The following is a 21,999-nucleotide window of genomic DNA, read 5'->3' as shown; positions in this document are numbered from 1 at the left end:
GACACGTCACACCGGGCCGCGCGCGGACCGGAGTGCTCGGGCCATGCTGCTGCCGGGGCAGGCGACCCGTCAGGCGATCCGGGCGATCCGTCAGGCGATCCGGGCGATCAGCACGCAGGCGTCGTCCGGCCGGTCGGGGAGGTCGAACTCCTCCGCCACCATGCGCAGGCAGTCCTGCGCGGAGCGGGCACCGTTGAGCAACGGCGCGATGGCGAGCAGGCGTTCGGCGCTGCCGCCGCTGGTCGGGTGGTGCGGCGCACGCTGCGGCACCAGGCCGTCGGTGTAGAGCAGCAGTATGTCGCCGGGGAACAACTGCTCGCTCGCCTGGGCGTAGCGGGCGCCCGAGGAGGCGCCGAGCAGCATGCCCTCCGGTGCGTCCAGCACGCGCCCCGTCCCGTTGCGGAACAGCAGCGGGGCGGGGTGCCCGGCCTGCGCCCAGTGCAGGACCCGCTCGGCCGGTTCGTACCGGCAGCACAGGGCGCTGCCCAGGGCCGGTTGGGCGGCGGTGTCCAACAGGTCGTTGAGCGAGGACATCAGCGCGCCGGGCGCCAGCCCGGCGACGGCCATCCCGCGCAGCGCGCCGAGCAGCATCGCCATGCCCGACGTGGCTGCCACACCGTGCCCGGTGAGGTCGCCGACCGTCAGCAACGAGGAGCCGTCGGGCAGTTGCATCGCGTCGTACCAGTCGCCGCCGATCAGACCGCTGGTCGACGCCGGGAGGTAGCGCGCGGCCAGGTCCATCGTGGTGGCGCCGCCCTCCTGCGGGAAGCGCAGGCCGCCGCGCCACGGCGGGAGGACGGCCTCCTGGAGCTCCACCGCGAGCCGGCGCTCGGTCTGGGCGATCTGCCGGTGCCGCTCCAGGGAGTCACGGGTCTCCCGCAGCACGCGCTGGCTGCGCCGCAGGTCGCTGACGTCGCGGATCACGGCCCACATCGAGATGGTGCCGCCGTCGGCGGCGAAGACCGGCTCGCCGACCATGTGCACGGTGCGCACCGTGCCGTCGGCGCGCACGATCCGGAACTCGCCGTCGATCGGCCGCCCGTCGACCAGGCAGCCCGTCACCATCTCGGTGAGCAGCTGCTGGTCCTCGGAGAACAGCCACGACGGCAGCTCGTCCAGGGTCAGCGGGCCGTCCTGCGGGGAGCGGCCGAAAATGCGGTACAGCTCGTTGGACCACTGGGCCCCGTCGGTGAGCAGGTCCCACTCGGCGCTCCCGGCCCGGCCGAGCGCGCCGACCGCGGCAGCGTCGGGCAGCGCGGCCCCGGCGAACCGCACGTCCGCCTCCCGCGCCCCCGCCGACCCGTGCGGCAGCGCCGCGACGGGCGTGTCGAGGGCGAACCCCTCGCGCAACTGCCCAAGATGCGTGCCCAGATCGTCGAGCTGGTGCACCGCCAGGTCGCACAGCGCCCGCTGCCAGCGCAGCCGCGGGTCCTCGGCGTCCGACACGCTCTCGCCGAGCACCGCGTCCACCCGGCTGCGCAACTGGCGCGCCTGGCTGATCAGTGCATCCACGGCCCCGGGGCCTGGTGGCTGTGCTGTGGGGGAATCCGCGTGCGCGGGGGACGGCATGACGCACTCCGAGGGATGTCTGCGGGCAGCCGCGGTGACGGCCGTGGCGGACGGCGGGACAGATGGACCAGTTACGACTGTTGCACAGCGAGCGATGGCTCGTAAGGGTTTCGGCGATACCCGATCCGGTGGTGCTCCTGACATATGCCCCCCGCCCACCAATCCCACCCGCCCCAACAGCGCCGCCAACCCCCCCAACCCCCCCAACCACAACGCCCCCGCACCCGGACAACGCCCCGCCGGGTCCCCTCACCCGCCGGCGCGCGGAACTGGGCGAGGTGCCCCTCTTATACACACCGCTCTACCAGTCGAGGGTCCGGCTGGGGGTACGCCTTCGACGGCCCGGCGTGGCCCGTACCCTCAGAGTGAGGGCGGCCCCGCCCCTCGCCGACTCAACCCCGTTCTGGCCGAGCAAGGACGGATGGTGCTTCAGCGGACCTGTAAGTGAGCGGTAGCTCCGTGACCATTACGGCGTACACCGGGGAGTCCGGGAACGGCTGGTCCTCCCCGACCTTCCGATAGCCCCACGACTCGTACAGGGCTTGGACCTTCGGGTGTGTCACGTCCACCAGCAGCACCGCCAGGTCTTCGTCCTGGGCGCGCATCAGGGCCCGGTGCAGCCGCTCGGAAACACCCTTGCCCCGCCATCGTGGGCGGACTTGAAGCTCGGAGAAGTGGAAGGTGCGAGACTTCTCCGGCGCCGGGTCCAGGCGCTCCCGCCACCACTCGCGTCCCTCCGTGCCCGGAGCGCCGTAGGCGAAGCCCGCCGGCTCTTCGCCGTCGTAGGCGATCACGCAGGAAAAGCCGGGGTTCTTGCCCCAGTGGTCCACGAACCAGGGGAACTTCTGATGGAACTCGTCGTCCTCGATCACGTCGGCGTACACGTCCCGCTGTACGTCTATCAACGTCTGCCGGATCGCCGGCAGGTCATCGTGGCCGTAGTAGCGCAGCTCCACGTCGGGGGTGGTCATCGGGCCCGGCTCCATTCAGATCGGTAACGGTCTTCCCACTCTCGCGCAGTCGCGAAGTCCGGCGCCAGGGTGATCAGGTCGCGGTGAAAGTCTCCGAGGTAGGACCGCATCCGGCCCGGTAGGGGGTCACCGGCCATGAGGGCGAACACCTGGTCTGCCGTGGCACATGCCTGGTCCACGTCGCGTTGGCGGAGCTGTGCAGTGGCGAGCTGGAGCGTGGCCAGAGCGCGGTTCCGGCGGAACTGCTGCGGGATGGCGGCCAGAGCCCGATGTGAGGCCGCCTCAGCGCCCGGTGCGTCCCCGATGTCATTGCGGACGTACGCGGTGATGGCCAGCAGCTCCGAGAACCCGTAGAACGCCACCCACGACGGCCTGGGGTTGTCCGTGGACGCCTTCGCCAAGGCTTCTTCCGCATACCCGAGGGAGCGCAGGGCGGCTTGCCGGTCTTCCGTCTGCGCGTGGCCGAGGGAGGTACGAGCGTGCGCGAGGGAGGCGAATAACGGGTCCCGGCGCGCGGCACGGGTCGCCTGCGCCGCCTGGGCGGCGTGCACGGCTTCGGTGAAGTGCTGTCCCTGGCGGGCCAGCATCGCGTGCAAGTTCCACACCTGTAGTTCGGCTTCGGCGGCCCCGCCCAGACCGGCGAGGTGCAGCGCCCGGTTGAGGTGGTTTTGGGCACGCTCGCCCTGGCGGGCGTCAACGGCCGACCATGCGGCGGCGGCTGTGTACTCTGCGGCCACGCCGTACAACCTCTGCCGGACGCGTTGGGAGGCCGCGCGCTGCTGCAACTCCAGTGCTTCGGCCGCCCCGGCAAGCGCAGCCTGCTCCAGGCTCTCATGACCGCCTCGGGAGTCGTCGAGAGCCGTCAGGGCGTCCAGTCTGTTGCGTAACCGGATGACATCGGAGGTGCCCACTTGGGGGCGGGCTCCGACGAAGGAGGAGATCGCTGCGGCGGCGGTACCGGTGGCGGCGGAGAAGAAGGTGCGACGCAACACGGGCTGCTCCGGTTCGGTGGTGGGGGTGGTACGTCCCGCCGGTCGAATGAAACCCAACTCTTCGACGGTACAACCGAATACTGCCTCCAGTGCCTGGCGTTGTCGAAGGTGGGGCCACCGTGTTTTTCCGGTCAGCCAGTTCCGGACTGTCCGATCGCTCACGGTCCCGTCATGTCCCGCCCCCCGTAAGTGGCCGTTGACCGCCTCGGCCAGCTCGGCCTGTGTCAGGCCCCCTTCGCTCATCGCCTGGGCGAGATTCTGGTTGTCGTCCACGGACTCAGCGTAGACACCCGGTGCGACTGGGCAGAAGGGAACGACCGGATTTTCCGGGCCCTCCGCACGCCACAGGGGGTCAGAATTTCCTCCCACACTTCAGGTCGGCGGCGTTCACTGTTTGACAGCCACCGGCGTGACGGTGGCGGACGAGGCGGGCGAGACCCGCGAATCCACGCTGACCGAGGCCACATGATGACCGTGCACACCATTGCACTCCCCCGAGGAAACCCCGGGTACTCCGAGACGCTTCCCTGTACCGCCGAGAGCGCGGAAGCCGCCCGTCGGCTGGTCCGGGCCGCCGTGTGCGCCTGGGGGATGGCCGTCCTTGCGGACGACGGCGCCCTTGTCGTCACAGAGCTGGTCGCCAACGCCAGTCAGCACACCACCTCGCGCTTGATTCGGGTCACGGTCACCCGCCCCGCGCGCGACGCCGTGCGCATTGACGTGGTTGATCGGTCGCGCACCCTGCCCCAGCCCCGGGACCCCCGCGCCGATGATGAGCGTGGACGTGGCCTCGCCCTGGTGCTCAACCTGACCGAGCGCTGGGGAGCTGACCGTCTGGCCTTCGGCAAGACGGTATGGGGAGAACTCGTCTGCGAGGCCGCCAGATGACTCGCCGGTGGGGGCCCATCTTGTTGGTTGGCTGGGTCGGCATCGTGGTGCTGGTCGGTCTGGCGTTGCTGTGCGGGGTCGAGATAGGGCTCGCCTTCGCGGGTGATCCGCCCCGCCATTAGCTGTTCCCTCGCGAATCCCCTTGTAGCTCAGTCAGGAAGAGCCCGGGCTGTTCCGCGCTTCTCCGTTCATTGCGCGGAAACGCCCGACGACTCCGGTTCGATTCCGGACAAGGGGACTTGGCGGCCCGCCGCGCCGGTCTTCCCGCGTGGATCGGTCGCACCGCACCATCACCATCACCATCACGGACGGCATCGTACGAAGGGGATTTCCGCATGGCCATGGACAACACCAGTACGGGGAGCAGCGGAAGGCGTGAACCTGCCGACTGGGAGTGGTTGTCGGCGCGGGAGTGGTATGCGAGTGAATTGGCTTATCGGCGGCAGGAGTCGGGGCTGACGCTGGTGCAACTGGCGGAGCTGTGCCTTTACGAGCAGTCGTATCTGCACCGGTTGGAGCGGGGACAGCGGTTGGGGACGGCGGACGCGGCCGCCGCGTTGGACCGGGTGTACGGAACCGGCGACCTGTTGGTGAAGTTGTGGCACCTGGCGAAGCAGGAGGCGAAGGACCGGCCGTTCGTGGGGCTGGCGGCTTTGGAGGCGGTGGCGGTCGGCATTCAGGAGTACGTGAACAGCGCGGTGCCGGACCTGCTCCAGACGCGGGCCTATGCGCAGGAGCAGGTGCGTCTGTTGCGCCTGGGCGGAGCCGAGCAGGTGGACGCGAAGGTCGCCGGGCGGTTGGCGCGGCAGGAGCGGTTGGCCGACCCGGACCCGTTGCACTACCGGGCCCTCATCGATGAAGCGGTGCTGCGCAGGAAGGCACGCGACCCGCGCACGTGGAGTGAGCAGTTGGAACATCTCGTCCAGGTGGCCCAGTTACCGCACGTGTCGCTGCACGTGGTGCCGTTCGGTGCGGGGCCGCACCAGTTGCCCGGTCCGCTGGAGTTGATCTTCCTGCCGCAGGGCCGCATGGTCGCGTACGCGCGGAGCAGTTGTGGCGGTCACGTCGTGGAGGAGCCGGAGGAGGTCGAGCCGTTGCGGCTGGCGTACGACATGCTGCGGGACGCGGCGTTGACGCCGGCGGCCTCGCTGACGTTCTTGCGCGCGCTGCTGGAGGAGCACACCGGGGGTGGGGCGGCGAAGGACATTGAGCCGTGAGCGCTGATGAAGAAGCCGCTGCCGTTGCGGAGTTACGTACCACCGGCACACCGGGTACGTGGCGCCTCACCGCGACGAACGGTGTGACGGTGTCCGGGTACTTGCCGCCGTGGGCGTACGAGGACCCGAGCGCGTCCGGCATCGACCCGGACCGTCTTCCTGTGGCCGCGTGTGATGTCGAGTTGTTCCGCTACTTCGATGACCTCGCGGGCTCGCTGGTTGGTCCCGGCGACGGCGCGGAGGAGGACGACTATGTGACGCCCTTCGCCGCGATCACCTGCCACCCCTGCGCCGAGCGCGAAGCCCCCGACCGGCCCGTAGACCCCGTCCTGACCGTCCAGGTCAGCGACACCGAGGAGACGGTCTGCGCCGATCCGGGCGAACTGGCCGCGCTCATCGCACGGTTGAAGGCCCATACGGACTACCTCGACCAGCACGTGCGGCCCACCTTCACCGCGATCTACCAGGACTGGCAGACGCACCACCACACCGCGACGGAACCACGCCCGTGAGCCGGGACGCGGCAGCCGGTGCCGTGACGGTGCGGCGCGGTCGGTGGCGTCCGAAGGAGCTTCACCACGAACCGGTGGTGGTTCGCTGGGCGAGACAGAGGGCGGGTTTGACCAAGCGGCAGCTGGCCGCAGAAGTGGGGATCTCCGTGCAGCTGATGGGCGAGATCGAATCCGGCTGGCGCAACGCCACCCCGGCCAACCTGGTCAAGATCGCCCGTGCGCTGAACTGCCCCGTGGTCGCCTTGGAGCGACGGCGCTACTGATCGGCCGTCGGCCGATGTGACGGGTCGCCCAGTCCAATGCCGGATGCGCAAGGGGCACCTCCCCAGGGGCGCGGGGAACTGCGCGCGCAACAGGCCACCGGCCTGCGGCCGGGACACGATCCGCGACCACAGCGGCGGGTGGCCGCAGGGGCGCGGGGAAGGGCCCAGCCACAACGCACCCGCACCCGGACAACGCCCCGCAGGGGCACCGCACCCTCCTCCCGCCGCCGGAGGCAGCTTCACCCCGCGCTGAGCCGCCCCCGCACTGCCGCCTGGACGTCGACTTCCTCCGCCGGATCGGCGGCGAGCCGGCGCAACTGCGCCAGCACCCGCACATCGCCGGACGCGGCCTTCCGCGCCGCCAGCTCCCGCGTGCTCTCCTCGCAGTCCCACAGGCACTCCACCGCGAACCCGGCCGCGAAGCCGGGATCGGTGGCGGCCAGCGCGTGGGCGGCCACCCCGCGCAACTGCGAGGAGGACGTCTCCCGGTAAAGATGCCGCAGCACGGGCGCGGCCCGGCACGCGGACAGCCGCCCGGCCCCTTCGACGAGCGCGTCGAGCCCGTCGGCGTCGGCCCCGCCCCCCTGCACGGCACGCCGCAGCGCCGCCAGCACCAGGTCGGCGTCGTCGCTGCCGCCGTGCCGCGCGAGGACGCGCGCGGCGGCGTACCCGAGCGCGTCAGTGCGCGCCGCCCACTCGCGCGCCCGCGCGCACGCCCCCTCGTCCGCGCGCCGCTCGAACGCCTCCAGGGCCGCGCGTACCACCCGCTCGTCCGCGCCGGACCCCTCCGCCGCCGCGGCCTCCACGAGGGCGAACGCCTCGGGGTCGCGCCGGTCGACGAGGTACCGCAGGGCCGCGGCACGCGCGGCCGAGGGCCCACCGCGGGCCGCCGCGAGGAGCGCCGGACGGTCCTCCGGCCCGGCCACGGAGGCGAGACAGCGCGCGGCGGGCTGGTCCCGTTCGAGCGCCGGATACTGCGCGAGCCCCTGCTCGGCCCACTCCAGCACGGCCGCGACACCCCACCCGGGCGCGGGCCCGGCGGACCGCATCTGCCGCTGCCAGCGGTCGAAGGACACCTGCTCGCCGGCGCGGCGCACGCGCGCCGCGGTGTCGGGGTGGGCGGGGTCCTCGGCCCACAGCTGCCACGGCCGCGGCTCGTACGCCTCGCGGACGGCGAGCGCGAGCTGCGCGTCGCCCTCCTCGGTCGCGGGGAAGCGGGCCACCACCGCGGGGCCGAGCGCGCGCAGCCCCGCCTCGCTGTCCCGCACGGCCAGCTCGTCCAGTGCCCAGGCCCAGCAGCCGCCGGTCGCGGCGTAGCGGCGCAGCAGCCGCAGCGCGTCGCGGCGGCCGTACCCCGCCAGGTGCCCCAGCACGGACAGCGCCAGCCCGCAGCGGTGCTCGTCGGGCGCGAGCAGGTCGTCGGGATGGAAGAGGTGCTGTTCGATCCCGTCGAGCGGGCCCTCCAGATCGGAGTACAGCCGCGCGTAGTACAAGGAGCGCGACTCGACCCGCCAGTCCAGGCGGGGGTCGCGCAGTACGCACTGCTCCAGGGCGGCGAGTGCCTCCGCGCGCTCGGTCGCCAGGGCATGGAGGGGCCCGTCCCCGCGTCCTCGCTGGAGGAGGCCGAGAAGGGTGCCACTGGGCGCTATGTCTGGGTCGAACATGAGGTCAGCATCCGGTGCGGGGGGTCTCATGGCAACGGGATTTCCGTGGCCAGGCGGGTCACGCCGTCCGGCATCCTTACCGGCCACCGGGCGTTTCATGCCTGGCGGCCGTGCGGACTCCCGTGGGGACGGGGCGGCGGAAGCCTACCGACTCCGGCCCCCGGCTGTCGCACCCGCTCGCCCGGCACCCTCCCGCGCGGTCCGCCCGCCCGCCGCCGTACGCGCCCTTCCTACGCGCCACCTGTGCGCCGTCCGTGCGCTGCCCGCCCGTCGCCGGGCCGCCAACAGGGCCGCCCACCGGGCCGCCGACCGGCCCACCGGGCCCGCCCCGCGGCTCCGGGTGCGCCGCCCACGGCCCGGGTGAGCTGCGAGCCCAACGCTCATGGGGCGTTCCCCTTCGGGAAAGATCCACGTGGCCCTGACAACTCCCGGTCCGGCGACAACCACCGTATGAGAGTCGCCATCGTCACCGAGTCCTTCCCCCCGGACGTCAACGGAGTGGCCCACTGCGCGCTGCGCACGGCCGAACACCTCGTCCGGCGCGGTCACGACCCTCTGGTCGTCGCCCCCGCCGGCCCCCTGGTCCCGGAACCGGGCCAGGACCCCTGCCCCGTCGTACGGGTGCCGTCGCTGCCGCTGCCGGGCTACCCGCAGGTGCGGGTGGCGCTGCCCGGCCGCCGCACCGCCGCGGCCGTCGCCGCGCACCGCGCCGACCTGGTGCACCTGGCCAGCCCCTTCGTCCTCGGCGCGCGCGGGATGGCCGCCGCCACCCGGCTCGGCGTGCCCGCCGTCGCCGTCTACCAGACCGACCTGGCCGGGTACGCCAGGACGTACCTGAGCACCGGCGAGGCTGCCGCCTGGCGCCGTATCCGCGCCGTGCACAGTGCCGCCGCCCGCACCCTGGCGCCCTCCACCGCCTCGGTGGAGGCCCTGGTCGGCCACGGGGTGCCGCGGGTGCACCTGTGGGCGCGGGGCGTGGACTCCCGCCGGTTCCACCCCGACCGCCGCGACGACGCGCTGCGCCGCGAGCTGGCCCCCGGCGGCGAGCTGATCGTCGGCTACGTCGGCCGGCTCGCCGCGGAGAAGCACGTCGAGCTGCTCGCCGCCACCTGCGCGCTGCCCGGTGTACGGGTGGTCGTCGTCGGCGACGGGCCCAGCGCACCGGGACTGCGCACCGCGCTGCCCGGCGCGGTCTTCCTCGGCCGCCGCACCGGCGGCGAACTGGCCCGGATCTACGCCTCCTTCGACGTGTTCTGCCACACCGGGCCGTTCGAGACGTTCTGCCAGACCGTCCAGGAGGCGATGGCCAGCGGCCTGCCGGTGGTGGCGCCCGCCGCGGGCGGCCCGCTCGACCTGGTCGACCACGGGCGCACCGGCCTGCTCGTCCCGCCGCTGGACGCCGCCGCCACCGCCGAGGCCGTACGGCGGCTCCAGGCCGACCCCGCCCTGCGCGCCCGCTACGGCGCCCGCGCCCGCGGCCAGGTCGCCGCCCGCACCTGGGAGGCGGTCGGCGACCAGCTCCTGGACCACTACGCCGACGTCCTCACCGACCGCCAGGCGGCCGCGGCATGAGCGGCACGAGCTCCCCGGGCACCCCGAGCGCCATGAGCTGCCCGAGCGGCGCCGCGACCGGACCGCTGCGCATCGTCCGCGTGGCCAACTTCGTGACGCCCGTCTCCGGCGGCCTGCGCACCGCGCTGCGGCACCTCGGCGAGGGGTACGCCGCCGCCGGCCACGAGCCGGTGCTCGTGATCCCCGGCGCCGAGCACTCCGACGAATCCACCCCGCAGGGACGGGTGATCACCCTGCCCGGCGTCGAGATCCCCGGCACCGGCGGCTACCGGGTGCTGGCCCGCCGCGCCCCGGTCGAGGCGCTGCTCGCCCGGCTGGCCCCCGACCGCCTGGAGGTCTCCGACCGCACCACGCTGCGCTGGACGGGGGAGTGGGCCCGGCGCCGCCGCATCCCGTCCGTGATGGTCTCGCACGAGAGCGCCGACGGCGTGCTCGGCACCTGGGGCGTCCCCGGCCCGTTCGCCCGCCGGGCCGGCGACGCCCTCAACCGCCGCTCCGCGTACGCCTACACGCGCATCGTGTGCACCACCGCGTGGGCGGCCGCGGAGTTCGAGCGGATCGGCGCGCGCAACGTCGTACGGGCCCCGCTCGGCGTGGACCTGGCCGCATGGCACCCCGCGCACCGCGACCCGGCGGTACGGCAGCGGTACGCGCGCGACGGCGAGGCGCTGCTCGTCATGTGCTCGCGGCTGTCCCCGGAGAAGCGGCCGGACGACGCGCTCGACGCGCTGGCCCACCTGCGCGCCCAGGGTGTGCCCGCGGTGCTGGTGGTCGCCGGGGACGGCCCGCTGCGCGCCCGGCTCACCGAACGGGCCCGCGCGGCGCGGCTGCCGGTGGCCTTCCTCGGCCATGTCGCGCGCCGCGCCGACCTGGCGGCGCTGCTGGCCACCGCGGACGCGGCGCTGGCGCCCGGGCCGGTCGAGACCTTCGGGCTCGCCGCGCTGGAGGCGCTGGCCTGCGGCACGCCCGTGGTCGCCAGTGCCCGTTCCGCGCTGCCGGCGCTGATCGGGTCCGCGGGCGCCGCGGCCAGGACCCCGGCGCAGTACGCGGGCGCGGTACGGCGGCTGCTCGCGGTGCCCGAGGGGGCGCGGCGCGCCAGGGCCCGGGACCGGGCCGAGCTCCACCCGTGGTCGGCCGCCGTCGCCGCGTTCCTCGCCGCCCACGGCGCATCCGCCGCCCGGCCCGCCGTTCACGCGGCCGCCGCCCTGCCGGACCCGCGGCCATGAGCACCGACGTGCCGCTCTCCCCGGCCGGCGCCGACCACCGGGGCGGCCTGCGGGCGGCCGCGCCGCGCGGCGCTTTGCGGTTCGCGGTGCTCGGGGACTCGCTGAGCGAGGGGGTCGGTGATCCGGTGCCCGGCGGCTGGCGCGGCTGGGGCGCGCTCCTCGCGGACGCCGTCGGCGAGCGGCCCGGGGCGGTGCACGTGGTCAACGCCGCCCGCAGCGGCGCCCGTTCCGGCGACGTCGCCGGACGCCAACTCGCCGTCGCCCTCGCGTGCCGGCCGCACCTGGCGTCCGTCCTCGTCGGCGGCAACGACACCCTGCGCGGCGCCTTCGCCATCGACCAGGTCGCCGCCGACCTCCACCTCACCCTCGGCGCGCTGCGTGCCGCCGGCGCCGACATCCTCACCGCCTGCCTGCCCGACCCCGGCAGCGTCCTGCGGCTGCCCTGGCCACTGGCCCGGCCGCTCGCCCGCCGCATGGCCGCGCTCAACTCCGTGGTGCACGCGCTGTCCGCGCACCACGGCGCGCTCCACCTCCACGCCGCCGACCGGCCCTGGGCCACCTCGCCCGGCGCGCTCAGCGCGGACCGGCTCCACCCGAGCGAACGGGGGCACCGCCTGCTCGCGTACGACTTCCACGCGCTGCTCGTCTCCCGCGGGCTCGCGGGTGGGCCGCCGCCCCGGCTCGAGCCCGACCGGCCTCCCCCCGGGCGCGCCGCTTCCACCTGGTGGATGGCGACGAAGGGGTCCCGCTGGGTCGCCGATCGCAGCCGTGACCTTCTTCCCGACCTCCTCCGGCTCGCCCTCGAGGAGTACCGCCACCGACTGCGCGGCAACGTCGCCCAACTCGACCTCGCCTCCCGCCACGCCACGGCCCAAGCGATCGCCTCCCTCCACCTCCCCCCGTAAAACGCCCCGGGGTTCTGCCCCGTGCGGTGAGTTGTCCGTCCGCGGGCCGGTTGCGGGCTGGTCGCGCAGTTCCCCGCGCCCTGACGGGGCTGCGCGCCGCGGAACCCGCACGTCCCCGAGGCACTCCCACCGACGCCGCACCGGCAGGTATGCACGCAGCGCACGGGGCAGCCCCCCTGGGGGCGCGGGGAACTGCGCGCTCAGCCACGACGCACCGGCGGGTATGCACGCAGCGCAGGGGGCAGCTTCCTGGGGGCGCGGGGAACTGCGCGCTCAGCCATGACGCGCCCGCGGGTATGCACGCAGCGCAGGGGGCAGCCCCCTGGGGGCGCGGGGAACTGCGCGACCAGCCACGACGCACCCGCGGGTGAGTACGTACCGCACGGGGCAGGAGGGGAGCCGCGGGGAGCCGCGCAGCGTCATGCGGAGGTGGGGGCGAAGCGTACGGGGGTCCCGGGGGCGGCTTGGCCCGCGGCAGCGACCGCTGGGGAGGGGACGACCCCGATGACGGGGTACCCCCCGGTGGTGGGGTGGTCGGCGAGGAAGACGACGGGCCGCCCGTCCGGGGGGACCTGAACCGCCCCGAGCACCATCCCTTCGCTGGGCAGCTCCTCATGGCGCACCCGGGCGACGGGCGGCCCGAGGGTGCGCAGGCCGATCCGGTTGGAGGCGGGCGAGACGGTGTAGCGCCCGCGCGCCAACGCACGGAGGGCGCCGGGCGCGAACCAGTCCGCACGGGGCCCGGGCACCAGCGGAAGGACGAGTTCGGCACCGAGCGGACCGTACGGAAGGACGTCGCAGCCGCCGGCCGGGCCGAAGCGCGCGCGGCCCAGGGGGAGTTCGGCACCGTCGACCAGCGGCGCGGGCCCCAGCCCGGAGAGGAGGTCGGCCGCACGGCTGCCCAGCACCGGGGGGAGGTCGAGCCCCCCGGCGAAGGCGACGTAGGAGCGTATCCCGCAGGTCGCGGCGCCGACGTCGAGGACCGCACCGGCCGGGACCCGGACGGGCGCGCCCCAGGCGGCGGGGCGGCCGTCCACCCGGACCGGGCAGGCGGCCCCCGTCACGGCGGCGACGAGCGGGCGGGAGGGGCGTATCGCGCAGCCGGTCACGGTGGTCTCCAGCCCCGCCGCGTCGGGGGAGTTGCCGACCAGGCGGTTCGCGAGGAGGTGCGCCGGGCGGTCGAGGGCGCCGGAGGCGGGCACCCCGAGGTGCGCGTATCCGGGCCGCCCGAGGTCCTGGACGGTGGTGAGGGCGCCGGCGCGTACGACGGCCAGCACGGCGCCGCTCACCGCATACCCGGCAGACGGACGTCCTGGCGGACGGCCCGGCCGACGTCCCGGAAGCGGACCGCGGTGCCGGGCGCGAGCAGCGCCGCCGGGTCCCGGCCGGTGTCCCACAGCACCGCGTCGGTCGTCCCGACGATCTGCCAACCCCCGGGCGAGGACCGCGGATACACCCCGGCGTACGGCCCGGCGAGGCCGACCGACCCCGGCGGTACGGCCGTTCGCGGGCTGGCCCGGCGCGGCACCGCCAACTCCGGCGGCAGGCCGGTCAGATACCCGAACCCGGGGGCGAACCCGCAGAACGCCACCCGGAAGCCGGTCCCCGCGACGGTCTCGGCCACACCCGCCGGCGACATGCCCCACAGCGCCGCGACCTCCGCCAGGTCCGGCCCGTCGAACCGTACGGGCAGCTCGACGGTGTTAGCGGCGGCGGGCGGCAGCGGCGGCACCCGCCAGCGCACCACGTCCGCCGCGAACGCCCGCGGGTCGGCGAGCCCGTCGACCAGCACCGTACGGGCCGCGGGCACCACCTCCGCCACGGCGCCCAACGCACCGGCCGCGCGGCGCCGTTCCAGTTCCGCGTGCAGCGCCTGCGCCTGCGCGCCGTCCGCCACCTCGACCAGGACGGCCGACGCCCCGGCCCGCAACGCCCGTACGGCCGGCACCCCGGCACCCGGATCGGCCGCGCCGGTCATGCGAACGCCTCCACCCGCAGCCCGGCGTCCTGAAGGGCGCCGCGCACCCGGGCGGCCAGCAGCGCCGCGCCGGGGGTGTCCCCGTGCAGGCACAGCGACCGCGCCGCGACCGCGACCGGCTCCCCGGTCAGCGCCGTCACCCGGCCGTCGCGGGCCAGCCCGACCGCGCGGGCCACCACCGCCGCCTCGTCCGCGACCACCGCGCCCGGCTCGCGCCGCGGCACCAAGGTGCCCGCCCGGGTGTACGCGCGGTCCGCGAACGCCTCAGGTATCGCGGCCAGCCCGGCCCGCTCCGCCGCCGCGAGCAACCGCGAACCGGGCAGCCCCAGCACCGGCAGCGGCCCCGCCAGCCGTATGCCCGCCACCACCGCCTCGGCCTGCTCCGCGTCGTGCACCGCCCGGTTGTACAGCGCGCCGTGCGGCTTCACATACGCCACCACCGTGCCCGCCGCCCGCGCGAACACCTCCAACGCGCCTATCTGGTAGGCCACCTCCGCCGCCAGTTCGTCCGCGGGCACGTCCATCGCCCGCCGCCCGAAGCCCGCCAGGTCGCGGTAGGAGACCTGCGCGCCGATCCGCACCCCGTGCGCGGCGGCCAGGTCGCACACCCGCCGCATCGTCGCCGCGTCGCCCGCGTGGAAGCCGCACGCCACGTTCGCACTCGTCACGACCGCGAGCAGCGCCTCGTCGTCGGTCAGCCGCCAGCGGCCGAAGCCCTCGCCGAGGTCGGCGTTGAGGTCGATCGCCGCCGGTGCCGCCGCTTGCCGCGCCATGATGATCCCCGTCCCCCCGAGTCCGCCGCGCATCGCCCGCCGATGCCCATGGCACGATCATGGCAGTTCCCGCGGCCGCGCGGCCCCCGTTGTCCACAGCCCCCCGTCCACCCCGTACGCATCCGTGCCGTTTCGTGTGTTGTCGGTGGCAGCGCCTAGTGTTGGGGGGTGACCACGACCGTCCCGCACCTTCCGCCGCAGCAGTCGCGGCAGCAGCCGCAGCCGCTGCCGGGTGCGCCGCGCCCCGCGCCGGGCCCGGCGGCCGACGAGGGGCTGGCCCGCCGGCTGCGCGCGCTGGCCTGCACCGCGCCGCTGCACGACCTCGACACCCGCAAGGCGAACCTCGCCGGGGCGTACTCGGTCTACGCGATGGCCGAAGTGGCGCTGGCCGCGATCGACCTGGTCACCCTCAACATGGACTTCGACACCGGCGCGGACCACGACCAGATAGTGGCCAGGCTGCTGCCCCGCGTCGCCGCGCAGGCCCCCGACCGCGCCCAGGCCGAACACGAGCGGGTCGCCCGCTGGGTGCTGGAGAACCTGATCAACGTCGGCAGCGCCGACCGCGGCTTCCGCGCCGTCTACGGCACGTTCGGCGCCGACGGCGCCTACGTCCGCCGGGACTACGACTTCAAGCTGATCGAGGAGGTCGCCGGCCCCGGCGGCACCGTCTACTTGCGCGCCACCGACGAGGCGGTCAACGTCCTGGTCGGCGCCCTGGACACCGACGTCACCAGCGCCCAGATCGCTGCCGAGGTCAAGTTGGAGGTGCTGATCAGCCGCGGCCGCCTCGCCGATGCCCAACTCGCCGCCGAGCAGGCCCGCTACCGCACGGTGCAGTATGCCGAGACCCTGCGCCGCACCCTGGAGGCCACCCGGCGCAACGTCCGCGCGGTCGACTGGCTGCGCCAGGTGCCCGACATGATCGCCGAGGCGCTGGACCACGTCGCCGACCGCTACCGGCACGAGAACGCGATCCTCACCAACATCCGCAAGGCGCGCGACGAGGCGGAGGAGCCCGAGCACAAGCGGCGCGCCGCCGAGCTGGTGGACATCGTCAAGGACTGCATCCGCCGCCACACCCAGCTCCAGTCCCGGCTGCTGGAGGCCGGGCCGCTCTTCCGCGCCGAGCAGGACCGGCAGGCGTTCGCCGCGCCGCCCGCCCGCGCCGGACTCGACCTGTACGGGCAGCTCGTCGCGCCGCTGCTGCCGCTGCCGGTCGAGCAGGCCTCCCGCGTCACCGACGCGTTCTTCGCCCGCGGCACCGGTCTGCGCACCCCCGGCGCCGTCCGCGTCACCGACCTGGTCGACCTGCTGCTCACCCCGCCGGCCGAACGCGACCACCTGGGCGCGGAGATGCCCGAACCGGACCTCGTGGCCACCCCCGACGACTCCCGGTTCAGCGACGAGCAGCTGGAGTCCGCGCTCGCCCTGCTCGACCTGCCGCCCGACGCGCCGCGCCGGCTGTCCGGCCTGCTCGCCGAGGCCCGCCGCCAGGACCCCGACCTGCCCTACCTCGTGGCGCTGCTGGCCATCCACGCCGCCTCGCCGCCGGTCGGCACCGCCCACCGCCAGGGCGAACCCCGGCTGCTGTTCGCGGTGGACGACGGCACTGTGCTCGACGACCCCGAGTTCGGCGGCGCCGACCTCGTCCTGGGCACCGCGCTGCTGACGGGAGGCGCCGAGCATGACGGATGACGACCCCATGTACCCGGCCGCCCCCCGGCCGCCGGCAGTCCCCACCGACCCCCGGCAGCGCAACAGTCCCCGGCAGCAGAAGGAACGCACGACGTGAGCACCGATCGGCAGGACGACCCGCGGGAGTCGGGCGAGGCGGCCGGGCCGTCCCCGATCGTGCCCGCCGACGTCGCGGACGCCGCCCGCCTGGTCGGGTTCGGCCTGCAACCCAAACTGGTCCCGGCCCGCGACACCGAGTACGCGGAACTGGTCCGCCGGCACCGCGACGACCCGGCGTTCGCCCGGATCGCCGACGCCGTGGCGGCCGGGCTCGGCCTGATCGTCCTGGAGGTCTCGCCGCGGGCCGGCATGGCGGTCGCCGCGGCCGAGGACTCGGTCTTCGCGGTCCGGATGGGCGACTACGCCCGCCGCGCCGCCTCCGACTCCGGCGACCGCTTCCTGCACGGCCTGGCCCACCTCGCCGCGGCAGCGCTCGCCTTCCCCCGTCCCGAGGACCTCGCCGACGACGGGTACATCGGCCGGATCACCGTGCACGGCGTGGACGCCTTCGTCCGGCAGGCGTGCCGCCGGCTGGAGGAGCGCGCCGACGAGAGCGGGGAGAACACCGACCCGGCCAGCGACGCCCCCGGCCTGGAGGCGGCCTGGCGCGTCTACACCCGGCGCAGCGCCACCGGCGCCACCAAGGACGCCCGGCGGCTGGCGAGTTCCACCACCGGCATCATCGGCAAGGCCGTCGCCTTCCTCGTCGACTCCGGCTTCCTCCAGCGCACGGGCGACGAGTCCGGCGGCACCTACCGCACCACCGCCCGCTACCAGCTCCAGGTGCGCGACATGGCGGGCAGCGCCGCGATGGCCGAGCTCCTCGAACTCGGCGTCGTACCGGTCGGCGACGGCACCGCCAGCCTCGTACCCGCCGCCGACGGGGAGGCAGCGGACCTCGCCGCCGACGCGGGGCTGCCCTTCCACGCCGGCACCTGACCACCGGCGCTGACCCCGACCCGCCCCCGGCACCCGACGACCTGCGCCCGTCCCCGTACCCAGCACCTCAGGCGCCCCCGACCACCCCGACCCCTCCCGATCACCCCGACCCCTCCCGACAACGAAAGCCCCCCGCATGTACGAGCTCTCCCGGCTGCGTCTCTACTCGATCGGGCCGGCCGGCGCGCGCTACGCCGACACCGTCCTCGACCTGCGCGGCGTCGGCGAGCCCGTGCCCCAACCCGCGCCCGCCCAGGGGGACTTCTTCGCCGACGAGCCGACCGGGCCGCCGCGCCGCCCCGCCCCGGCCGGTGTGCTCTTCCTGGAGAACGGCGGCGGCAAGTCGGTGCTGCTCAAGCTGATCTTCTCGGTGATGCTCCCCGGCCACCGCAACACCCTGGGCGGGGCCAGCTCCGGCGTGCTGCGCAAGTTTCTGCTCGCCGAGGACTGCGGCCATGTCGCCCTGGAGTGGCAGCACACCCTCACCGGCGAACTGGTCGTGGTCGGCAAGGTCAGCGAGTGGCGCGGCCGCCAGGTCTCCTCCGACCCGCGCAAGTTCGCCGAAGCCTGGTACTCCTTCCGCCCCGGCCCCGGCCTCAGCCTGGACTCCCTGCCGGTCGCCGAGGCCACCGCGGTCCGGCCCCCGGTCGAGGGCGCGTCCGGCGCGCGCGGCCGCCGCCGCACCATGAAGGGCTTCCGCGACGCGCTGACCGAGGCGGGCAAGGCATACCCGCACCTGGAGGTCGTCTGGGAGGAGATCCACGACCGCTGGAACGAACACCTCGGCGACCTCGGCCTGGACCCCGAACTCTTCCGCTACCAGCGGGAGATGAACGCCGACGAGGGCGAGGCCGCGGGCCTGTTCGCGGTCAAGAAGGACTCCGACTTCACCGACCTGCTGCTGCGCGCGGTCACCGACACCCGCGACACCGACGGCCTCGCCGACCTCGTGCACGGCTTCGCCGGAAAGCTCGGCCGCCGCGCGGAACTCACCGCCGAGCGCGACTTCACCGCCGGTTCGCTCGACCTGTTGGACCGGATCGTCGAGGCCGCCGCCGTACGCGACCAGGCCCGCGGCGTACACGCCCAGTCCGAGCGCCGCACCCGGGTGCTGACCCGGCGGCTGTCCGCCCGCGCTCGGCAGGAACGCGCCCGCGCCGCCGACCTCGCCCAGGACATGGCCGACGCCGCCCACACCGTCACCGACACCGAGCAGGCCAGGGCCGGCAGCGCCCGCATCGCCGCCGAACTCGCCTACCGGCACGCCTCGCTGGCGCTGGCCGGCGCCGAGAAGGGCGCCGCGGCGCTGCGCCGCGAGCTGACCGACGCCCGCACGCTGCACTCCGCGTGGCAGACCGCCGAGACGGTGCTGCGGCACCGCGCCGCCGGCGACCGGCTGGCCCGCGTCACCGAGGCGATCCGCGCCGCCGAACGCGACGCGGCGCCCGCCCTCGCCGCCCGGACCCAGGCCGCCGCCGAGCTGGTGCGGGCGCTCCAGGGCGCCGCCGTACGGGCCGAGCGGCAGGCCGACGACGAGGAGGAGCGTTCCGCCACGCTCCAGACCCTCGCCGAGGGCGCCCACCGCGACGCGACCGCCGCCGCCACCGAGGCGCAGCGCGCCCGCAGCGAGAGCGGGCACCTCGGGCAGCGGCTCGCCGAGGTCGAGCAGGAGACCGCCGAGGCGGTCCGCGCCGGGTGGCTCGACGACACCGCGCCCGACGCGGACCCGGCCCGTGCCGCGCTCGCCGCCGCCGACGCCGAGCGCACCGCGGAGACCCTGGCCAAGGCCGCCGCGGACACCGCGACCGCGGCGAGCGCCCGCGCCCGCGAGGCCGCCGCCGCCGAGGCCCGCGCCGAACTCGCCGCGGCCCGCGCCACGGACGCGCTCACCGCCGCCGCCACCGCGCAGCGCGCGGCGCTCGACGCGACCGCGCCGCTGACCACGGACGCGCGGGCGCTGGCGCTGCTCGGCCTGGGCGAGCACGCCGCCGCCGAACCGGCCGACGGCCCCGTCCCCCCGGCCGGCAGCCCCGTCCCCCCGGCCGCGGTCGGCAGCCCCGTACGCCCCGAAGGGCCGCTGAGCGCCGAGGAGCTGGACCGCTTCGCCGAGCCGCTGCGCGAGCTGGTCGAGGACGCGGTGGCCACCGCCGAACGGCAGATGTTCGAGCTGCGCACCGCCGCCGCCGACGACGCCCGCATCCTGGGCGCACTCGGTGACGGCGGACTGCTGCCGCCCGGCCCGGACGTCCTGGCCACCGTGGAGTTCCTGGGCGAGCACGGCGTGCCCGCGCTGCCCGGCTGGCGCTACCTCGCCCAGGCCGTCCCGCCCGCCGACCACGCCGCCGTGATGGCCGCGCGCCCGGAGCTGGTCGACGGGGTCGTGGTGACCGACCCGGACTCCTACGCCCGGGCCCGGGAGGCGCTGGCCCAGGCCGCGCTGCTGCCCCGCTCCACGGTCGCCGTCGGCACCGCGGCCGCCCTGCTCGCCCCGCCGCCCGCCGCCGACCACGCCCCCGACGTGTTCCTGGTGCCGCCGAACCCGGCGATGCACGACGAGATGGCCGCCGACGGCGAACGCCGGGAACTGCGCGCCCGGGCCGCCGCCCGGCAGGAGGAGATCCGCACCCTCGCCGCCCGGCTGGCGCACGACCGGGGCCTGGCCGCGCGCCTGGCGTCCTGGCGCGCGTCCTGCCCGCCCGGGCGCCTGGCGGAACTCGCCGCCGAGGTCGCCGCCGCCCAGGACACCGCCGAGGCCGCCCGCGCCGAGCTGGCCGCTGCCCGCGAGGAGCGCGCCGAGGCCGACGCGGCCGCCGCCGAGGCGGGCGCCGACCACGACGCGCGCCGCGCGGCCGCCGAGCAGGCCCGCCGCCGCGCGGACCAGCTCGCCGGGCTCGCCCACCGGCTGCGCGAGCGCGCCAACTGGCAGCGCCGCGCCCGCGAACTGGCCGCCGACGCGGCCGAGGCGGAGGCCCGCGCGGAGACCTGCCTGGACCGGGCGCGCGCCGCCGACGAGGACCGCCGGGCCGCCCAGCGCGCCTCCGACGACGCCCGCCGCACCGCGCGGGTGCTGCGCGCCGAGCGCGCGGAGATCGCCGGCGCCCCCGAGGACACCCCCGAGCCCGACCCGGACACGCCGTCCACCGTGTCGCTGCCCGCGCTGCGCGAGGCGTACCGGGCGGCCTCGCAGGTCTACGAGCAGGTCGGCGTCGGCGCGGACCTGCGCGCCGAACAGGCCCGGGCAGAGAGCACCGAGAACGCCGCGCTCGCCGAACTCGAACGCCTCAGCAACAAGGTCCGCAGCCGCGCCGCCCAGCTCCTCGAAGGACCCGACGGCGCCGACGGCCCCTCCCGGCAGGCCGCGGCCGGCCGCGCCGAACAGCTCGTACAGACCCTGGAGTCACGCCAGTCCGCGGCCAGCGAGCAACTCGGCCGGCTGCGTGCCGACGCCGAACGCCTCGCCCCCGCCGACGGCGACGCCCACGCGGAACTGCCCGACGCGCTCACCCCGCGCGACGCCGACCACGCCCAGCAGCTGCTGCGCGCCGCCAACGCCGAACTCGCCACCCACCAGGAGGAACTGGAGCAGGCCAGGGCCGCACACGCCGACATCGTCCGCGCCCACCGCGCCGCCGAGGACGCCGCGAGCGGCTTCGACGAGACCGCCGCCCTGCTGCGCGACCTGCTGCGCGACGGCCCCCACGCGGCGGCCGAGGAGGAGGAACCCGAGCCCTACCCCGGCAGCCTCGCCGAGGCACGGCAGGCCGCGGCCGAGGCCCGCCGCGGGCTGCGCGGCTGCGCCGCCGACCTGTCCGCCGCCGACACCCAGCTGCGCGACGCCTGCGATGTGCTGGTCCGGCACGCCAACGCGGTCCGCTACGAGCAGGTGCGCACCCCGGCCCGCCAGCAGATCCGGGAACTGCCCGCCTCCTCACTGCCCGAGCACGCCGCCGCCTGGGCCGCCGCCTTCGCGCCCCGGCTGCGGGTGCTGACCGACGAGCTGGGCCAGTTGGAGCGCAACCGGGACAGCATCGTGGACCGGCTGCGCGGCCTGGTCGAGTCCTCCCTCGCCACGCTCCGCTCCGCGCAGCGGCTCTCCCGGCTGCCGGAAGGCCTCGGCGAGTGGTCCGGGCAGGAGTTCCTGCGCATCCGCTTCGACGACCCCGACCACGCCCTGCTCACCGACCGGCTCGGCGAGGTCATCGACGAGGCCACCCGCGCCGCCGTCCGCAAGAACTCCGACCTGCGGCGCGACGGCATGACCCTGCTGCTGCGCGCCGTCGCCGCCGCACTCGAACCGCGCGGGGTCGCCGTGGAGATCCTCAAGCCCGACGCGGTGCTGCGCGCCGAGCGGGTGCCGGTCGGGCAGATGGGCGACGTGTTCTCCGGCGGGCAACTGCTCACCGCCGCCATCGCGCTGTACTGCACCATGGCCGCGCTGCGCAGCAACGACCGCGGCCGCGACCGCCAGCGGCACGCCGGCACTCTCTTCCTGGACAACCCCATCGGCCGCGCCAACGCCACCTACCTGCTGGAGCTCCAGCGCGCGGTCGCCGACGCGCTCGGCGTGCAACTGCTCTACACCACCGGCCTGTTCGACACGACCGCGCTCGCCGAGTTCCCGCTCGTGGTGCGGCTGCGCAACGACGCGGACCTGCGGGCGGGACTGAAGTACATCAGCGTGGAGGAGCACCTGCGGCCCGGCCTGCCGGTGCCCGACCCGCGCGGCGAGCAGGTGCACGGCGAGATCACCGCAACCCGGATGTTCCGCCGCCCCGTGGAGGCGTGAGCGAAGC

Annotated in this window: 17 protein-coding genes and 1 tRNA gene; 11 read left to right on the top strand and 7 right to left on the bottom strand. The window is 75.5% G+C overall.

What is annotated here, in order from left to right; all coding sequences use genetic code 11:
• Nucleotides 1-90: 90 nt before the first annotated feature.
• From WA788_RS22020 to WA788_RS22010, 3 genes are all read right to left on the bottom strand, one after another.
• Nucleotides 91-1,569: a PP2C family protein-serine/threonine phosphatase gene (locus WA788_RS22020; protein WP_335979917.1), complete on the bottom strand. Its 1,479-nt coding sequence runs from the start codon at nt 1,567-1,569 to the stop codon at nt 91-93.
• Between the two features lie 392 nt (nt 1,570-1,961).
• The gene (locus WA788_RS22015) at nt 1,962-2,540 is read right to left on the bottom strand and encodes a GNAT family N-acetyltransferase (RefSeq protein ID WP_335979915.1); all 579 of its coding nucleotides are present in this window, start codon (nt 2,538-2,540) and stop codon (nt 1,962-1,964) included.
• On the bottom strand, nt 2,537-3,805 hold the full coding sequence (locus WA788_RS22010) for a helix-turn-helix transcriptional regulator (protein WP_335979914.1): 1,269 nt from the start codon (nt 3,803-3,805) through the stop codon (nt 2,537-2,539). The genes WA788_RS22015 and WA788_RS22010 overlap by 4 nt, the downstream gene beginning before the upstream one ends.
• Nucleotides 3,806-3,997: 192 nt before the next feature.
• On the opposite strand from WA788_RS22010, the gene WA788_RS22005 reads away from it, so the two are divergent.
• From WA788_RS22005 to WA788_RS21985, 5 genes are all read left to right on the top strand, one after another.
• Complete coding sequence (locus tag WA788_RS22005) at nt 3,998-4,420, top strand: ATP-binding protein (protein ID WP_335979913.1); 423 nt, start codon at nt 3,998-4,000, stop codon at nt 4,418-4,420.
• Between the two features lie 138 nt (nt 4,421-4,558).
• Nucleotides 4,559-4,658: transfer RNA gene (locus WA788_RS22000), tRNA-OTHER, on the top strand.
• Nucleotides 4,659-4,755: 97 nt separating this feature from the next.
• Entirely contained in the window at nt 4,756-5,637 is an 882-nt protein-coding gene (locus WA788_RS21995; RefSeq protein WP_335979912.1) for a helix-turn-helix domain-containing protein, read from the top strand.
• Entirely contained in the window at nt 5,634-6,149 is a 516-nt protein-coding gene (locus tag WA788_RS21990) for a DUF6907 domain-containing protein (RefSeq protein ID WP_335979911.1), read from the top strand. Before WA788_RS21995 ends, WA788_RS21990 begins: the two co-directional genes overlap by 4 nt.
• Complete coding sequence (locus tag WA788_RS21985; protein ID WP_335979909.1) at nt 6,146-6,412, top strand: helix-turn-helix domain-containing protein; 267 nt, start codon at nt 6,146-6,148, stop codon at nt 6,410-6,412. Before WA788_RS21990 ends, WA788_RS21985 begins: the two co-directional genes overlap by 4 nt.
• A 239-nt stretch (nt 6,413-6,651) precedes the next feature.
• Here the strand turns inward: WA788_RS21985 and WA788_RS21980 are convergent, their stop codons facing one another.
• Complete coding sequence (locus WA788_RS21980; RefSeq protein WP_335979908.1) at nt 6,652-8,076, bottom strand: HEAT repeat domain-containing protein; 1,425 nt, start codon at nt 8,074-8,076, stop codon at nt 6,652-6,654.
• A gap of 450 nt (nt 8,077-8,526) precedes the next feature.
• On the opposite strand from WA788_RS21980, the gene WA788_RS21975 reads away from it, so the two are divergent.
• From WA788_RS21975 to WA788_RS21965, 3 genes are read left to right on the top strand one after another with little or no spacing between them, the layout of a single operon-like run.
• Nucleotides 8,527-9,648 (top strand): glycosyltransferase family 4 protein, encoded by a 1,122-nt coding sequence (locus tag WA788_RS21975; protein ID WP_335979906.1) that lies wholly within the window; start codon nt 8,527-8,529, stop codon nt 9,646-9,648.
• 32 nt (nt 9,649-9,680) lie between these two features.
• Nucleotides 9,681-10,874, top strand: a complete 1,194-nt coding sequence (locus WA788_RS21970; RefSeq protein WP_335980133.1) for a glycosyltransferase — start codon at nt 9,681-9,683, stop codon at nt 10,872-10,874.
• A complete protein-coding gene (locus WA788_RS21965; RefSeq protein ID WP_335979905.1) occupies nt 10,871-11,779 on the top strand; it encodes an SGNH/GDSL hydrolase family protein in 909 nt (302 codons plus the stop codon). The genes WA788_RS21970 and WA788_RS21965 overlap by 4 nt, the downstream gene beginning before the upstream one ends.
• A 419-nt stretch (nt 11,780-12,198) precedes the next feature.
• Here the strand turns inward: WA788_RS21965 and WA788_RS21960 are convergent, their stop codons facing one another.
• From WA788_RS21960 to WA788_RS21950, 3 genes are read right to left on the bottom strand one after another with little or no spacing between them, the layout of a single operon-like run.
• Nucleotides 12,199-13,068: a biotin-dependent carboxyltransferase family protein gene (locus WA788_RS21960; RefSeq protein ID WP_335979903.1), complete on the bottom strand. Its 870-nt coding sequence runs from the start codon at nt 13,066-13,068 to the stop codon at nt 12,199-12,201.
• Complete coding sequence (locus tag WA788_RS21955) at nt 13,065-13,757, bottom strand: 5-oxoprolinase subunit B family protein (RefSeq protein ID WP_335979901.1); 693 nt, start codon at nt 13,755-13,757, stop codon at nt 13,065-13,067. The genes WA788_RS21960 and WA788_RS21955 overlap by 4 nt, the downstream gene beginning before the upstream one ends.
• Nucleotides 13,754-14,530, bottom strand: a complete 777-nt coding sequence (locus tag WA788_RS21950; RefSeq protein WP_335979900.1) for a LamB/YcsF family protein — start codon at nt 14,528-14,530, stop codon at nt 13,754-13,756. Before WA788_RS21950 ends, WA788_RS21955 begins: the two co-directional genes overlap by 4 nt.
• Nucleotides 14,531-14,755: 225 nt before the next feature.
• Here WA788_RS21950 and WA788_RS21945 point away from each other — a divergent pair, with 225 nt between their 5' ends.
• The 3 genes from WA788_RS21945 (at nt 14,756) to WA788_RS21935 (ending at nt 21,992) form a co-directional block, all read left to right on the top strand.
• Nucleotides 14,756-16,228 carry a hypothetical protein gene (locus WA788_RS21945; protein ID WP_335980131.1) on the top strand — a complete coding sequence of 491 codons (1,473 nt, stop codon included), beginning with the start codon at nt 14,756-14,758 and terminating at the stop codon, nt 16,226-16,228.
• A gap of 93 nt (nt 16,229-16,321) precedes the next feature.
• A complete protein-coding gene (locus WA788_RS21940) occupies nt 16,322-17,206 on the top strand; it encodes a hypothetical protein (protein ID WP_435136866.1) in 885 nt (294 codons plus the stop codon).
• A 136-nt stretch (nt 17,207-17,342) separates the two neighbouring features.
• A complete protein-coding gene (locus WA788_RS21935; RefSeq protein WP_335979899.1) occupies nt 17,343-21,992 on the top strand; it encodes a hypothetical protein in 4,650 nt (1,549 codons plus the stop codon).
• Nucleotides 21,993-21,999 lie beyond the last annotated feature (7 nt).

Source organism: Streptomyces sp. CA2R106 (assembly GCF_037034245.1).
Taxonomy (GTDB): Bacteria; Actinomycetota; Actinomycetes; order Streptomycetales; family Streptomycetaceae; genus Actinacidiphila.
The sequence above is the reverse complement of the archived record's forward strand: the minus strand, read 5'-3'. Positions and strand labels throughout refer to the sequence as shown.

Excerpts from the sequence above, each read along its gene's own strand:
- WA788_RS21970 (WP_335980133.1), top strand. The coding sequence starts at position 9,681 with ATGAGCTGCCCGAGCGGCGCCGCGACCGGACCGCTGCGCATCGTCCGC.
- WA788_RS22015 (WP_335979915.1), bottom strand. The coding sequence starts at position 2,540 with ATGACCACCCCCGACGTGGAGCTGCGCTACTACGGCCACGATGACCTG.
- WA788_RS21975 (WP_335979906.1), top strand. The coding sequence starts at position 8,527 with ATGAGAGTCGCCATCGTCACCGAGTCCTTCCCCCCGGACGTCAACGGA.
- WA788_RS22020 (WP_335979917.1), bottom strand. The coding sequence starts at position 1,569 with ATGCCGTCCCCCGCGCACGCGGATTCCCCCACAGCACAGCCACCAGGC.
- WA788_RS21950 (WP_335979900.1), bottom strand. The coding sequence starts at position 14,530 with ATGGCGCGGCAAGCGGCGGCACCGGCGGCGATCGACCTCAACGCCGAC.
- WA788_RS21955 (WP_335979901.1), bottom strand. The coding sequence starts at position 13,757 with ATGACCGGCGCGGCCGATCCGGGTGCCGGGGTGCCGGCCGTACGGGCG.
- WA788_RS21935 (WP_335979899.1), top strand. The coding sequence starts at position 17,343 with ATGTACGAGCTCTCCCGGCTGCGTCTCTACTCGATCGGGCCGGCCGGC.
- WA788_RS22005 (WP_335979913.1), top strand. The coding sequence starts at position 3,998 with ATGATGACCGTGCACACCATTGCACTCCCCCGAGGAAACCCCGGGTAC.
- WA788_RS21980 (WP_335979908.1), bottom strand. The coding sequence starts at position 8,076 with ATGTTCGACCCAGACATAGCGCCCAGTGGCACCCTTCTCGGCCTCCTC.
- WA788_RS21995 (WP_335979912.1), top strand. The coding sequence starts at position 4,756 with ATGGCCATGGACAACACCAGTACGGGGAGCAGCGGAAGGCGTGAACCT.
- WA788_RS21965 (WP_335979905.1), top strand. The coding sequence starts at position 10,871 with ATGAGCACCGACGTGCCGCTCTCCCCGGCCGGCGCCGACCACCGGGGC.